Annotated in this window: 12 protein-coding genes; 9 read left to right on the forward strand and 3 right to left on the reverse strand. The window is 37.1% G+C overall.

The genetic code is table 11. The features are described from left to right. Positions 1–41 precede the first annotated feature (41 nt). The 6 genes from ACFSW4_RS15090 to ACFSW4_RS15115 all read left to right on the forward strand — a co-directional run bounded on the left by ACFSW4_RS15090 (position 42) and on the right by ACFSW4_RS15115 (position 9116). Positions 42–1238 carry a DUF6361 family protein gene (locus ACFSW4_RS15090; protein WP_377330292.1) on the forward strand — a complete coding sequence of 399 codons (1197 nt, stop codon included), beginning with the start codon at positions 42–44 and terminating at the stop codon, positions 1236–1238. Beyond that, positions 1231–2997 carry a hypothetical protein gene (locus ACFSW4_RS15095; protein WP_377330294.1) on the forward strand — a complete coding sequence of 589 codons (1767 nt, stop codon included), beginning with the start codon at positions 1231–1233 and terminating at the stop codon, positions 2995–2997. The genes ACFSW4_RS15090 and ACFSW4_RS15095 overlap by 8 nt, the downstream gene beginning before the upstream one ends. Beyond that, the gene (locus ACFSW4_RS15100; protein WP_377330296.1) at positions 2997–6257 is read left to right on the forward strand and encodes a DEAD/DEAH box helicase; all 3261 of its coding nucleotides are present in this window, start codon (positions 2997–2999) and stop codon (positions 6255–6257) included. The genes ACFSW4_RS15095 and ACFSW4_RS15100 overlap by 1 nt, the downstream gene beginning before the upstream one ends. Before the next feature lie 63 nt (positions 6258–6320). Continuing rightward, a complete protein-coding gene (locus ACFSW4_RS15105) occupies positions 6321–6755 on the forward strand; it encodes a hypothetical protein (RefSeq protein ID WP_377330298.1) in 435 nt (144 codons plus the stop codon). 146 nt (positions 6756–6901) lie between these two features. Further along, complete coding sequence (locus tag ACFSW4_RS15110; protein ID WP_377330300.1) at positions 6902–8839, forward strand: DNA/RNA helicase domain-containing protein; 1938 nt, start codon at positions 6902–6904, stop codon at positions 8837–8839. After that, entirely contained in the window at positions 8793–9116 is a 324-nt protein-coding gene (locus tag ACFSW4_RS15115) for an NUMOD4 domain-containing protein (RefSeq protein ID WP_377330302.1), read from the forward strand. Before ACFSW4_RS15110 ends, ACFSW4_RS15115 begins: the two co-directional genes overlap by 47 nt. Positions 9117–9192: 76 nt before the next feature. On the opposite strand, the gene ACFSW4_RS15120 is transcribed toward ACFSW4_RS15115, so the two are convergent. Genes ACFSW4_RS15120 through ACFSW4_RS15130 form a run of 3 tightly spaced genes read right to left on the reverse strand, consistent with a single transcriptional unit; the run spans position 9193 to position 12843 of the window. Then, complete coding sequence (locus tag ACFSW4_RS15120) at positions 9193–10077, reverse strand: fumarylacetoacetate hydrolase family protein (RefSeq protein ID WP_054753336.1); 885 nt, start codon at positions 10075–10077, stop codon at positions 9193–9195. Between the two features lie 23 nt (positions 10078–10100). Continuing rightward, on the reverse strand, positions 10101–12065 hold the full coding sequence (locus ACFSW4_RS15125) for a sodium:solute symporter family transporter (protein WP_377330304.1): 1965 nt from the start codon (positions 12063–12065) through the stop codon (positions 10101–10103). 1 nt (position 12066) lies between these two features. Then, positions 12067–12843 carry a cyclase family protein gene (locus ACFSW4_RS15130; RefSeq protein WP_054753329.1) on the reverse strand — a complete coding sequence of 259 codons (777 nt, stop codon included), beginning with the start codon at positions 12841–12843 and terminating at the stop codon, positions 12067–12069. 141 nt (positions 12844–12984) lie between these two features. Between ACFSW4_RS15130 and ACFSW4_RS15135 the strand changes: the two genes are divergently transcribed. The 3 genes from ACFSW4_RS15135 (at position 12985) to ACFSW4_RS15145 (ending at position 15673) form a co-directional block, all read left to right on the forward strand. Continuing rightward, entirely contained in the window at positions 12985–13683 is a 699-nt protein-coding gene (locus ACFSW4_RS15135) for a VCBS repeat-containing protein (RefSeq protein ID WP_377330307.1), read from the forward strand. A gap of 87 nt (positions 13684–13770) precedes the next feature. Next, a complete protein-coding gene (locus ACFSW4_RS15140) occupies positions 13771–14373 on the forward strand; it encodes a TetR/AcrR family transcriptional regulator (RefSeq protein WP_377330309.1) in 603 nt (200 codons plus the stop codon). 55 nt (positions 14374–14428) lie between these two features. Continuing rightward, positions 14429–15673 (forward strand): MFS transporter, encoded by a 1245-nt coding sequence (locus tag ACFSW4_RS15145; protein WP_377330311.1) that lies wholly within the window; start codon positions 14429–14431, stop codon positions 15671–15673. Positions 15674–15692 lie beyond the last annotated feature (19 nt).

The raw sequence follows: 15692 nt of genomic DNA on the forward strand, positions 1-15692 counted from the left end.
GATTAAATAGAAATAGAGTTAATTTAATTGGGGGTACGACGTTGAATACAATAGAAATCGGTTGGATTGATTATTCAACAGATCATCGTAAAAAGGTTCTGTCTGTTTTACATGCTTTAAGTGAGCCAGGAGCAGTTGATGAGCTAGGAATAGGCATGATTCGTGATGGATTTGCAGATATATTATTTCCTGGAACTTCAACCCTACAAACGCGTGCTAAGTATTTCTTTATCGTTCCATATATCTTAATGGAACTAGAGAAGGAAAACTTAAGTGCTGTTAAATTACAAGAGAAATTAGAACGAACTGAAGTTGAGTTAATAGAGATACTTAAGAAAAATAATAAACGTGGTGTGATCGGAGGCCGAGCTGGGACAAGCCTTAAAAGGAAGCCGTCCAGCATTTATTGGAATGGGCTTAGGACATTTGGCTTTTTAAAACATCAAGGGTTGTCTTTAAGTCATTACGCTAGAGCGGTTACCTCACTGAATAAAGATATGGAACTTCTGAAGTCATTAGGGAATGAAGAACAAGATGACTCTGGTTTCTCAAATGAGTTATCAGGGACTTTTTGGCGATGTCTTCTACCACCAAAGGATTGGAAAGAACATATTGATATGGATCTTACATATGAAGAAGCTTTATATCTGAAGCAGCGCATTATGACTTCTCCTCTTTCAAAAGATAGTCTATTCTCACACCTACTGCAATATGACGAGGAGTTCGTCAGACAATTAGAGGGATTTGATTGGATTGGAGAACTAACGAACCTTCCGTCTCACATACAAGAGGACTATTCATTAGCTGAACGTTTTAATCAGTTTATTAAAGGTGCAAATATCAGATATAACGTTCTTCTTTCTAACGGAGAGAACCACAAATCTGTCGATAAATGGGAACAATGGCTGAACAGTGAGTTTGTGTTAAATGAGTTTGGAACGTTTGATTACCATCAAGTACTTAGAAGATTAGGTATTCATAATATGAAGTTAATGCGTTTTCTTGGTAATTGGAAAAAGGCGGTCGCATCTAAAAAACTTGAAGAAATCGACAGTTTGATTATCAAACGTGAAATTGAACTTAAATCAAGAGACCGTGCGAAGCTGAATAATACGAAGAACTATGTCTACAAAGATGAAAACGATTGGGTCGGTTCTGAGAATCTTCATTATCGCTTTAACGATGCGAAAAATATAATGATGGATATTTTTGAGGGGTTGAAACAGGAAGATGCTTAATCCAGGAGAAGATCGGTTAAATTACAGTAAAAAATTAATCCCACCAGAAAGTTACGAATTAGACTTTGCCATGGGGACTACGTTCTCGCTTGACCTAGAGGCATTAGTAGGTGTGCCACTAGCTTTAAGCTTATCGTCAGAATTAGATGATTTTAGCGATGAAAATCCGTACTATATGTTAGAAGCATTACGTAAAAGCGCAGATAAGTTTGCGATCTTTTGTGAAGGTGGTCAGATCCAAGTGCCGCAAAATGCGAACTCAATCTTCTCTTTAATGGAAAACAGTGTATTCGAAGTCATGCTTCCAAATAACAAATCGTTTCATCCTAAAGTATGGCTGATTAAGTATGTAAATTCTGAAGGTGAGTCTTTATTTCGGTTAATCGTCCTATCAAGAAATCTAACCTTTGATCGAAGCTGGGATGTGGCTGTGAATCTTGAAGGGAAGCTCACTAAACAGAAATGGGATAAAAACAAACCATTAATAGATTTCTTCAATTATATTAATACGCATTCAAATCCGGATAAAAGTACGAAAATCCAGTCTCTTTTAAATGAGTTGGAGTATGTCGAGTTTCAGACCGATAAAAACTATCCTGACTTTGAATTCATGCCACTCGGGATTAATGGATATGAAGACAAACATTCAAATCTATTTGACACGTATCATGATTTACTAGTTATTTCGCCGTTTTTAACAAATTCCATGCTTCAAAAACTGAATGATAAGTCTTTATCGAATCCATCTAAAACGTTAATTACGAGACGGTCTGAACTAGCAGGCATAGACGAGGAACTGTTTGAGGAATTTGATATATATGTTTTAAAAGACTTGGTCGTAGAAGGAGAAGGCTCATTAAGTGAGGAACAAGAAGAGCTAGAACAATCACAGTTTCAAGACATTCATGCCAAATTTTATGCACGCTCAAAGTATACGTGGCATGAATTTTATATTGGGTCTGCGAACCTAACGAATAGTGCTTATTACGGGAACGTTGAGTTTCTATTAAAGCTTCAATATCGCAAAAGAGGTTTCCGTATTCAGGAATTAATCGAGGACATCATTGGTGAAGATGAACTGGAATCTCCTTTCGAAAAAGCAGTCAAACCTGACCAAGCAGACGAAACAGAAATGGATCTAACTGAAGAGTTAGAACGAAAGATAAAAGAGTTAACTCGCGTAGAACGAAGAGCTTCAATTGTTGAGCATGATGATGGATATGAACTGAAACTAACTTTTGATTCATTGCCAGAAGATGTGACATTTAAAATTGGCTCAATCAATAGTAAGAAGGATGTGCCATTAGAGCATGAAGTGAGTATGGAGAACCTTAGTTTACTCGAGCTAAGTCAGTTCTTTCGTGTAACGGCTATGGTGGAAGATAAGGAAGTTAAAAGAATCATTAAGATACCGATTGAGGGGCTTCCAGATGATCGAGTCAAAGCCATCTTTAAATCAATTATTCAAGATAAATATACATTCTTAAAATACGTTGCCTTCTTACTCGATGATGAATTCCTCTTATCTATGATTGAAGAGATGGAAAGAAAGCGAAGCGGGAAAGGAAGATGGGATGATGCCTACTCGGATTATCCAGTCATCTATGAAAACATGCTAAAAACGTCTTCTAGAACTCCAGAAAAACTCGATGATATTCAAAAGGTTATGGAATATATCAATGACAATGACGTCATTCCAGAAGAATTTGAAACATTATACCGAACATTCCTTAAATCAGTTAAAAGGGTGAAAAAGTGATGGATCTAAAGCGTAAAGAAGCGGAAATATTAGATGGTTTAATGGATTTTCAAAGGGCCACAGTTGAGCGTGTTTTTGACTTGTTTAAATCTGACTATTCTAGAGTACTTGTCGCAGACGAAGTAGGGCTTGGAAAGACATTAGTGGCAAGAGGAGTAGTCGCAAAAACGGCTCGTTATTATAAAGAAGATTTAGATGATGATTTATTTAAAGTCGTTTACGTCTGTTCCAATCAAAGCATTGCGGGTCAGAACCTGCAAAAGTTAAAGATTGACGAGAACGTCACCCTAGAATCAATGGAAGATACAAGATTATCCATGCAGCATTTAAAAATCTTTGAACAGCAATTTGAGAAAGATCAATCTTATATACAATTAATTCCTTTAACCCCTCACACATCCTTTAAGATGACAGGTGGCGGGGGAAGTGTGCGCGAGCGAGCATTATTATTTGCGATATTGAAATGGTATAAGCCTATCGAAGAGCATTTAAACGAGATTGATTTACTGCTTGAATATACGGCCACTAAAAGCTGGAATCAGTGGGCTAAAAACTTCTATGAACAAAAGGTTCAAGAATGTGATGAACTAAGTGATGGCAAGTATTTAAAAACAATTCTTTCTAAAGTAGACCATTACTTTCATGAACATCCTGAAATTTTAACAATGATTAACCAAGTGGCAAACGACATTAAAGAATCAGGCTCAACCAAAAACATCAATAACACTTTAAGGCTCATACATAAGTTGCGGAAGATGATGGCTGAAATCAGCGTTGATTTAATGGATCCAGATTTAGTCATCATGGATGAATTTCAACGGTTTCCTGAACTCATTCGGTCGGATGAAGACAATGAAACGGCACTATTAGCGAATAAATTCTTTAATTCGGAAAAGCAGGATCAGCAAGACATCAAAATTCTATTACTCTCTGCGACACCTTATAAATTGTATTCAACCTTAGAAGAAATCTCTGAAAATGAACAGGATGTTCACTACCGTGAATTTATGCAGTTAGTCGAATTCTTGTTTGAACATCACCCTGATGAACTGAAGCATTTCAAGGAAGTCTGGAACAATTACTCGGTGTCTTTAAGACAATTAGAACTTGAAGACTTCGCGATGGTCTCAGCGTTGAAAAAGGAAGCGGAAGACAAACTTTATAAAGGAATCGCAAGAACGGAAAGAATGTCGGTCCCCAATTCAGATGACTTAATAGATATTAAGCAAAATCACTTTCTTGATATTTCAGAGGGTGATATTCTCTCGTTTATTGAAATGGATCAGATGCTGAATCAAACTGACTTAAAACAAAACTTGCCGATTGATTATGTGAAGTCTTCTCCATTTTTAATGTCATATATGGAGAATTATAAAATTAAGAAGAATCTATTAAACTATTTTAAAGAAAACAAACAAGAATTAAATATCGCGAATAAGCCTAATTTGTGGTTGAAACGTAATCAAATCAAAAAGTATAAAAAACTTCCTGAAACTAATGCAAAACTGAAGGGATTGCGTGATTTGGCATTTGAAGATGAAGCACATAAGTTACTTTGGCTTCCGCCTTCACTGCCATATTATGAACCACAAGGGCCATACAAACATGCGAAAAACTTCTCTAAAATCTTGGTGTTCTCAGCGTGGGAAATGGTGCCTCGTGCTATCGCGACATTATTATCCTATGAATCAGAGCGTCTATCAATTGGAGAATTAATTAAACGAACGCCGAAAAATAAGAAAGAGAACAGAAGTTATTTTGCGAAAAATAGGTTTCCTAACCCAAGGATTAAGTTTGCGATTAAAGATGATGAGCCAGCTAACATGAATCATTTATGTTTGGCTTATCCGTCTGTTACTTTAATGAACTTATTTGATCCTATTGATGCGTTAAATCAACAGTTATCTTTATCAGAAATTAAAGATAAAGTACGTAACGACATAAAAGACTTATTAGACCAATTAGAAATGCCAGTCATTGAGGATTCTAACAGACAAGATGAACGCTGGTATTACCTCGCACCTATGTTATTAGATTTGGATAACGAAAAGGTTAATGATTGGATTAGATCTGATGAATTTCTATCGACGTTAAGCTTAGAGGATGATTCTCAAGATGAAGCTCAAATTAAGAGTGATAAGTTAGTGTTCATTAAACACTTTGAGAAATTAAAAGACTATTATCTGAATGGGATTCCTGTTCTTGGAAGAAAGCCTGATGATTTAGTAGAAGTGTTAACAGATATGGTACTTGGATCACCGACAATTTCAGCTCTAAGAATGTTTAATCATGTGAATTCAGCGACATTAGGTTATGCCGTCCAAATTGGCAAGTCCATTATAGATCGTTTCAACACCCAAGAAGCAACAGCCGTTGTTGAATTAGAATACGGTAGCCGAAAAGTTCACTGGAAAAGCATCTTAAAATACAGCATCGACGGTAATATTCAAGCCATGATGGATGAATATAGACATATGCTCCTTGAAGAAGGTGGACTTAAAAATGTTGAAATTCATCAGCAAAATCTAGAAGTAACCAAAAAAATGGTTAAAGGCTTAAATGCCCACTCGGCTAGCTATAATGTGGATACGTATCAAGGGTTCAAACAACGAGCCAAAGGCAAGTCAAAAGAACAAGATAGCATGAAAATGCGGACCAATTTTGCTGTAGGATTCTTAAATGTTAAATCTCAAGAATCCAGCGATCAGAGAAAGGATAGTATAAGACTAGCATTTAATTCACCATTCAGACCATTCGTTCTAGCAACAACCTCAATTGGACAAGAAGGACTAGATTTCCATTACTATTGCCGAAAGATCGTTCACTGGAATTTACCGTCTAATCCAATTGATATTGAACAACGAGAAGGTAGAATTAACAGGTATAAAGGACTTGTTATTAGACAAAACATTGCAGAAAAATATAAAGACTTAGAATTTCAATCAGACGCATGGAAAGAAATGTTCGATGAAGCTAACACTCAAGAACGTAATCAAATGACAAGTGAACTTGTCCCATATTGGTGCCTACCTAATCATGAAGGTATCAAAATCGAACGCCATGTTCCCATGTATCCGATGAGTAAAGACGGCGCGAAGTATGAACGCTTAATAAAAATATTGACCTTATATAGATTAAGCTTAGGTCAATCGAGGCAAGAAGAGTTATTGGAATATCTGTTTGAGAATCAAGTGGATGAAGAGAAGTTGAAAGATTTGTTTATTAATTTGAGTCCGTATTATAAAAGGGCAATATTTTAAGTTTAATAAGAAAAAGGTCAAATATTATGGTTCAACTGTGAAATAAAAAGGGGGGAGAAACATTTGGTTATACTTGAATGGGTAAATGCAAATGGTTGGATAATGACTGTAATAGCACTACTTGCAGGTGCTTTCTTAACTAAAAGAAGAGAGTTATATCTTAAATTAGCGGAAAAGAAAGGAGAGCATTATTCCAAGTATTTTGATATTTTATATGCACCTCAATTTAATGATAGACTTTATTATTATCAAAAAACTAACATTGTATTATATGGTTCAAGAGAAGTATTAGAAAAACTCGCTGTCTGTGAGAAAAACGGAATAAGTATAACGGATCAAAAAAGAAATCTAGAATTTTATGAATTAATATATGAGATGAAGAAAGACATTGAAAAGCCTAGACTTACTTTATCTTTATTTAAAAGAATTTTTCATAAGAATAATTTAGAAGAAAACGTGAAAGACATTTTATTTGATTATAAAAAGAAGTCAAATTAAATATGATTTTGGTGGAACACACCATGCTGCATATAGAGTTTTCAGGTTTTGTATTTTTTTGACAAAATGGTACTTCCATGTTTCTAATATCATTTTAAGAGTTTAAAAGTTATAAAACATTATTAAATATTTAGTGAGGGTTAAATATGATAGTATACGAAGCTAGTAAAGAAGAGTTTCTTACACATGTTGATAAAGATGAACTTGTTTCACACATCCTAGACCAGTTTGAATTAAAACTAGGAAGAACTAGTGAGTCTGAGATACGTTCATGGGATAACTCAATGCTACATATGTACCGAGTTCTAAATGATCAATCTATTCCCAATGATGCTGGTGTGGCAATAGAATTTAAGATTCCTTACACATCAAAACGTGTAGATTTCCTTTTGTCTGGTCATGATGGTGACAATGATTCAGTTGTTATTGTAGAGTTGAAACAATGGTCTGAGGTTGAAAAGGTTGAAGGGAAGGAAGCGATTGTTAAGACTGCAATTAACCGAGGCTTTCGTGAGGTAACACATCCTTCTTATCAAGCTTGGTCTTATGCTGTCTTGATTGAAGATTATAATGAAAATGTTCAAGATCAATACATCCAGCTTAAGCCTTGTTCGTATTTACATAATTATCGCAAGCAACAAGATGACCCTTTAACAGACGATTATTATGAATACTATTTGAATTTGGCTCCTGTTTACGCTAAAGGTGACGTAGAAAAATTAAGGAACTTTATTAAGAAGTATATTAAGCATGGAGACAATAAAGAAATCCTATATCAAATTGAACAAGGAAAAATTAGACCTTCCAAATCACTACAAGACTCTTTAGCAAGCATGCTTAAAGGTAATCAAGAGTTTGTTATGATTGATGAACAAAAGGTTTTCTATGAAACAGCTTTAGAACTTGCTGAAAGAGCAGTAAAGACTGATACGAAACAAGTGATGATTGTTGAAGGTGGCCCTGGGACTGGTAAATCTGTCTTAGCTATAAATCTCTTGGTTGCTTTAACCAATCAATCATTGACATGTCAGTATGTAACGAAAAATTCTGCACCTAGAAGTGTATATTCGACTAAACTTAAAGGTGACTTCAAGAAAACTCGAATTGATAATTTGTTTAAAGGGTCAGGAAGTTATACAGATACCGAGGAGAATGAACTAGATATTTTAGTTGTTGATGAGGCCCATCGATTAAACGAGAAGTCTGGTATGTTTCAAAATATGGGTGAAAACCAAGTAAAAGAAGTGATACACACTGCAAAATTGTCTGTGTTCTTTATTGATGAAAATCAACGTGTCACCTTAAAAGATGTTGGAAATGTTGACATGATTAAGAAATTTGCAAATGAATATGGTGCCGAAATTACTTATGGTGAATTAGCATCACAATTTAGATGTGATGGTTCTGATGGGTATATTGCTTGGCTAGAAGATGTTTTGCAAATTAGAGAAACAGCAAATGCCAATGATATGGGTTTAGATTATAACTTTAAAGTTTTTTCAGATCCACATGAAATGAAGCGAGAAATTCTTGAGAAAAATAAAATTAATAACAAATCTAGAATCGTCTCAGGATATTGCTGGGAGTGGCCAAAAGATAATCGTTCAAAATCTGAGTATCATGATATTAGAATTGAAGAATATGATTTTGGCATGAGTTGGAACTTAGATAACACATCTACTTGGGCTATAGATGAAGAGTCCATTCATGAAGCGGGTTGTATTCATACCTGCCAAGGCTTGGAATTTGACTATGTGGGAGTCATAATTGGTGATGACTTGAGATTTGAAAATGGAGAAGTTATCACTGATCACACCAAAAGAGCTAAGTCGGATCAGTCATTAAGAGGGATTAAGAAGATGTTGAAAGAAGAACCTGAAAAGGCAGAAAAAGTAGCAGATCAAATTATCCGTAACACTTATCGAACACTGATGACTAGAGGACAAAAAGGGTGTTATGTATATTGTACTGACAAGCTGTTAGAAGGTTATTTAAAGACTAGATTAAACCGAGTAAAGTATTATAAAGAGGTTAATCATGGAGATGAACTGGTTGCTGAAGAAAAAGGTAATTATGATAGTTAATATATTATTAACAATTAAGAAAGGACGTTTTACATTGGAAGATAAAAAGACAATAAAAGGTTATGAAGGTCACTATTCCATAACTCAATCTGGTAAAATTTATTCACACAAAAGAAAAAGAACTATGAAAAGATGTGGTGATGAATATGGTTTCCATATAGTGAAACTATCTAAAAATGGTGAAGCTACTAATCATAATGTTTTTGAATTATGGAAGAAGCATTATCCTGAGCTTAATGAAAGTGAATTTAAAGGTGCAAGAGAGGCTATTTATTGATAATTTTTACACTTAACTCAAACATAAGCTATGAAAAAAAGCTCCCTAAAATTTTAAATAAGGGAGCTTTACAGCATTATACAACTATATTCTTTAGTTTCCCAATCCCTGTAATCTCAAGCTCAACTGTATCCCCAGGCTCGAGCCACTTACCTTCTGTTCCTAATTCCAAGATGCAACCAGTTCCAACCGTTCCAGATCCGATAATATCTCCTGGATAAAGCGTGACGCCATCTGAAGCTCTTTCGATCATGTCACCAAAGGTATAATGGATGTCTTTGAAGTTTCCTTTTGATAGCTGAGCACCATTCACTCTTGCGACCATGTCTAAGTTATATCGATCACCTAGTTTATATGGTTCTAGTTCATCTTTAGTTACGATATATGGACCAATCGTTGTAGTAAAATCTTTTCCTTTTGCAGGGCCTAAGCCGACTTTCATTTCTTTAGCCTGCAGGTCTCTTGCTGACCAGTCATTAAGAATTGTGTATCCAAAAATATAACTTTCTGCTTCACTTGTTTTAATGTTTTTGCCTTCTTTTCCAATGACACAAGCCATTTCTAACTCATAGTCTAAAGCCACACATTTTGGTGGTCGCTCTATGTGGGCCTGATGCCCTGATACGACTAGATGATTGGTGAAGTAAAAAGCCGGAATTTCATACCATGCTTCTGCCACTTCCATTCCAATTTGTTTAGCTGCGTTGACGATATGTTCTTCAAATGCCATGAAGTCTCTAATACTTGGTGGATTCGGTAAAGGGGCTAATAGATTGACCTCTTCTAGAGAATACGATTTGTCTAGTTCGTTCATCTTTAGTTGAGACATATATTGATCATGGTTTTGTATGAACTCTAGCATCGTTCTAGGGTAATCCGGGCCTAAAGGATACACATGTACCTCATCCGTGATGCCGTATTGAGTGTTTCCTTGTGGGTCTTGAAAGGTCACAAACTTCATCTTTTTCACCTCTATTCTAAATTTTAAGCTGTTGTCGCTTTAATCGAATTCAAGTAATTTTGACCGCTTTCATTGAGCTTGACTTTTCGTCTCCAGATACCACTTTCATGCAAGTAACCTTGTCGGATAAATTTTGATAGAATGACAGATACCTTTAATGAGTCGTATTCGTTCGTTTGAATAAACGTTTTGAAGTTGTCTGTGCCTTTTTCAATTTCTTTCAAGAACATAACGTCTTCGCGAGATAGTTGAGCGACTGTGTCGTATGTTTCGTCGTGTTTAACTAGTTTTTGTCCAGCTTCTGAAATGTAGAATGTGTAGAAGCCAGGGCCTGAGTATTTTTTACGGTAAATAATTTTGTTCTGATCGAGTTTTTCTATAATTTTATTACTGACAGCTGAATCAACTCCTAACATGTCACTCACCTCTGCCATGGTGTTATAACCATTCGCAATGAGGGTTAACACTTCTAATTCTTTCTCATCTAGTTGGTAAGTAGTCGTGTGATTGCCGTTATTTTGCCAATCGGACTGCCCATAATAATTTGGAGTGGTTAATAAGCTCACGATCACGGTTGCGAGTATGGTGGTAATTAATCCAACGACACCAATATGAGTATATTGAGATAGCACGAAGATATTTGTGAGTTCTAAGATGGTGAAGAGTGTTGTTAGACCAATACCGACGACAGCACCTGTAAAGGCACCTGCCATTGTGGTTCGCTTCCACCAAATTCCTAGTAAAACTAAGACAGAAGGTGGGCCAAGCCATGCGGTTGAAAAGGCGAATAGAAATAGTGGACCACCCGGGTAAAAGCAAAGTACCCAAACAAGTAGGCCTAACACCATCGTAATAATTTTAGAAGGAACAGTTAATTCTTTTGGTGTGGCATTCGGTCTGTAGTACTTTTGATAAATATCACGAGTTGCTGTACTTGATGCGCCAATTAGGGATGTTGTTGATGTTGAGATTGAAGCTGCTAAAGCACCTAGTAACGCGAAAGCGGCTATCGCAATTGGAAGTCCTTTTAAGACAACCCCAAAGGCGGACATTGGACTTACATCTCCATTAGGTGCGAACGTGTCCGCAAATGCTGTACCTGCATAAAGCCCTGATAAGGTTAAGATTAAGTATGGACCAACTGCTAAAATAATGGCTGCATAGACGAATGACTTTTTAGCTGTTGATTCACTTCTGGTTGATGATACACGTAACCAGTAATAATTGTTCCCCCAAACAAGGAAACACGCGAATAATATAATAAACGTTAATAAACTAGGATATTGAAGTGAGAATAATGGAAGACTACCATTTGTAATTCCAGAGGTTAAATAACTTAAGTCACCTGGCCAGTTATTGCTGATGAAACTGAACCCACCGTAGTTGGTCATTAACCCGATCAACATCGCAGGGAGGGCGACAAGGCCAATACACATCTGAATAAAGTCTGTCATCGAGATTGCCCAGAAACCACCTACATAAGTGAAAATTAAAAACATGAGGAAGATGGCACTTAACGTGGCGATGAGTGACCAGCCTGTAAAGCCTGTTGTAACTAATGCCATGGATAGAACGTTGTTTGCCATAATACCTAACAACCCGAAAATACTAGATAGCGTAATAAGTATTCTAGTTTTGGAATCGAACCGCATCTCTAGCCATTCTGGTAAAGTATGAGCCCCTGATCTACGGATATATGGGGCAAAAAGCAGGCCATAGAGTGCTAGGCCACCAAATAGGTAAGCCATCCCAAAACCATAGGATCCCCAAAAGCCACTTTGAATCGCTAATCCTGGTCCGAGTGTAATAATGGTACCGGCGAACCCAATCGCCGCAACTCCGAAAATATTATTTAGAACACCAACTTCACGTCCTGCGATAAAGTAATCATTTGAACCTGACACCCATTTCTTTGTGATCCATCCACAGACGACTAAGACGATAGTAAATAGGATAAAGATAATGGAGAAAAAGCCATTAAACCCCATGTTAATCCTCCTTTATAATGGCAACAGGCCTTGCCCAACCTGCACTAGCGCCTTTGACTTTAACTGGGAAGACGGCGACATCAAATCCATAGCTCTGAGGTAATTGTTCTAAGTTTGCAAGTTTCTCAATCTGACAATACTCTTGGTCTTTTCCGACATAATGGGCTGCCCAAAGTACGTCATCTCTTGGATTGCTTTTATAGTCTTGTACTTGGAGGTTTAGTGGGATATCCCATCCCCAGCCATCAGTCCCCATTACCTTGATGCCTTGGTCAATGAGCCATCTAGTAGCATCGGCTGAAACACCAGCATGTTTAAAGGCGTAATGTTCTTCGTACAGCTTTTTATCCGCATCGGTTCTGACTAAGACGATGTCATAAGGTTGAAGCTCGTAATTCATCTCTTCTAATTTTTCTTGTAGATCCTCTGTTTGAATCTCATATCCTTCTGGTTTATCACTAAAATCGAATAGCACACCATTACCATAGAACCATTCTAGTGGCATTTCATCGATGGTTCTGGCGCGTTCGCCTTCTGAGGTTGGCCAGTAGTGCCATGGTGCATCGACGTGTGTGCCTGTGTGAGTGGTGAGTGTGACTTGCTCGTTTGCCCATGCTTTACTCTCAGGAAAGTCTGATGGCTCAAGGCCAAGAAGATTCGCAGCTTGTACAGCCCCTTCTTCGTGCTTCATGTACTCAATCTTAGGTGGCATTGGTTCTTTAACGTCATTGTCTAGTGGTGAGCTCAAGTCTATGATGCGAAAGTTTCGATCGTTCATGTGTATTCCCCTTTCAATTTAAAAAAATAATGTCTTTTACTCTATTAGTATTAGACAAGCTAGGTAATCATGAATTTTTTAATATACGGCGTTGACGTGCATAAACTATTACACCATGACTTCAAAGGAGAACTGCCTACAATGTATGAGATCGTTGCGATGACTCAAGGGGATGTGACGGGGGATGGGATTTCAGACACTGTGTATGTGATGGGGTTTAGGGAGTCTGATGTGTCGATTATTCGAAAGATGTCGCTGGTGATCAATGACGGAGCGACCAATCTGCTTACGAATATATATTTAGAAGAAGATATGGGTTATGACCCTGGTTTGTTTTTGGGTGATTTCACCGGTGATGGCGTGAGTGATATTTTCTTAAACATACCATCTGGTGGAAGTGGGGCGACGAGCTATAATTATATTTATTCGTTTGTGAACCAACAGGCTCGTTTGCTGTTTGACTCGAATGTTTACAATGCGGAGTACTCATATACTGTGACCTACCAAGATGATTACAAGGTCGAAGTGGTCAGTGAGAAAAACCAAGCACGATACATGATTGATTTATCTTTGCGAGATTCAGAGTATTTAAATGAAATCTATTATGAGGATGGGACGTTGAAAGAGCCAATTACGGGGTGGGTGGATCCGGTTAGTGGCTTATATCCCATTGGGTATAGTTCCAGAAGTCCGGTATATTTATTATTAGCCTACCAACAAATCGCAGGAAGATATCACGCTGATTCAATAGGTTATGTCCAAAATAGACTGAAGTGGGATGGAGAGTCGTTTGTATTGGACTTTCAATATGTGGGGATTTTTGGTTCGCAAATAGATTAATGGAAAATTCTTCTGTACAAATCTTTCCATCTTCGTTATAATAATTATGATTGAATAATCAATCATTCGTAAAAGGATGTGAAATAAATGCCGTTATCAGAAGAACAAAAAGTCAATATGATGAAAAGACGAGAGAAAATTATGGAAGTTGCAACGGACCTGTTCGCAACTGAAGGGTATGAGGGAACGACGATTAAAAAGGTATCGGAGGCTGCGAATATTAGTTATGGCAGTGTGTTTACATATTTTAAAGATAAAGAAGAGCTTTTTTATAAAGTAATCACTGAGCCGCTCACGGATTTATCGAATGATTTATTTAATTTTAATCCAGATGCAGATGATCCGATTACGGAACTAGAAAAGATGATTGAGAAACATATTAAGATCTTTGCGGGGATGAATACGTATTTAACGTTAGTTGTCTTGATTGTAGGGCAGCACACGCGTTTTCCTAGTGTTTTCGAAGAGTTAGATCAGTTTCATAGTCAGCTATTAGAGAGAATCAGCCAGCTTGTCGAAAATGGTCAAAACAAAGGCTTGTTAGTCGAACAAGATTCGTTTAAAGTTGCAACGTTATACACAAGTTTACTAATCGGCATTCGTTTGAATACGACTGATTCACGTTTTAGTGAGCTGTGGGGGAGTTACGTTTCATCAGTCTTAAATCTTTTTGGACCTATTTACAAATAGGTTCTCTTTTTTACATTACAAACGATTGATTAATCAATCATTGGTGGGGTGGAGTATGAGGTTCAAATCGTTTGATCAGACGATTCAAATTCGATTAGCTTTAATGTTTATGTCGACGACGTCCATGATGGCCGTCATGCCGTATTTAATCATCTACTTTTCTAAGCAAGTTGGAAGCTTGATCACAGGGGTCCTATTTCTCATCGTGATGATCTCGAATGTTCTTGGATCGGTTTTGGGTGGTTCATGGTCAGACAAAACAGGCCGGAAAAGGATTATTCTTTTGGCAGAGCTGATTATTTTTCTTGGGTATATGGGCGTTGCTTTTTCTAATTCGGTATGGGGAGTTTATCCTTATATCTCGTTCTTATTTTTTGTGCTTATACAGTTTAGCCACGGAATGGTGAATCCAGTGTATCAGGCACTCATTATTGATGTGAGTTCCCCGCTTGAGAGGAAGGCGATTTACACGTATTCCTATTGGCTTCGTAATATCGGAATTGCGATTGGCAGTATGGTCGGTGCCTTTTTATTCTTCCATTATTTGTTTTACTTGTTTTTAGGTGTTGCGGCGGCGACGTTACTTTCATTTTTCATTACCTTATTTTTTATAAAGGAGACTTATGTTCCAGATCAAGACTATGTGAATGAACATAAAGGTAGGCGCTTTAAACTGCTTAAATCATATACGAACATGCTAGGGCATAGAATGTTTGTGGTGTTTTCTTTCGCAAGTCTTCTGATTATTTCAGTTGAAGAGCAGTTAACCAATTACATCGGGGTGCGCCTTGCGAATGAGTTTCCTGAACCTATTCAATTTGTGCCCTTTCTTCCGCTTGAAGTTGATGGCGTTAACTTACTAGGTATTCTAAAATCAGAAAACACAATTCTCGTTGTGTGCTTGACTATGATATTGACAGGACTGTTGCGTAAACGTCATGATCAATCGGTTTTATTAGTGGGATTGGTCTTGTTTTTCATAGGATATACCGTAATTAGTATTAGTCAGTCGCCAGTCGTTTTGATCGTTGCGATGTTGTTTGCATCAATTGGGGAGATTATGTATATTCCTGTTTCTCAGGCGATGTTAGCTAATATGGTGCCGGATCATGCCCGTAGTACGTATATGGCGGTGTATTCGATTGCCATCATGATTGGCGTTAGTTCTGCGGGGATTTTTATGATTATAAGCAGCTGGGTACCGCCGATTGTTTTAACGGGATTAATAGCGTTAATGGGAGTCGTAAGCATTCATTTATTTTATCGTTTGGGTCATAATATGAGTCGTGAAGGGAATTAAGCATCATGTTTACTCTTAT

This window comes from Piscibacillus salipiscarius, assembly GCF_042685285.1.
Taxonomy (GTDB): domain Bacteria; phylum Bacillota; class Bacilli; order Bacillales; family Alkalibacillaceae; genus Piscibacillus; species Piscibacillus salipiscarius.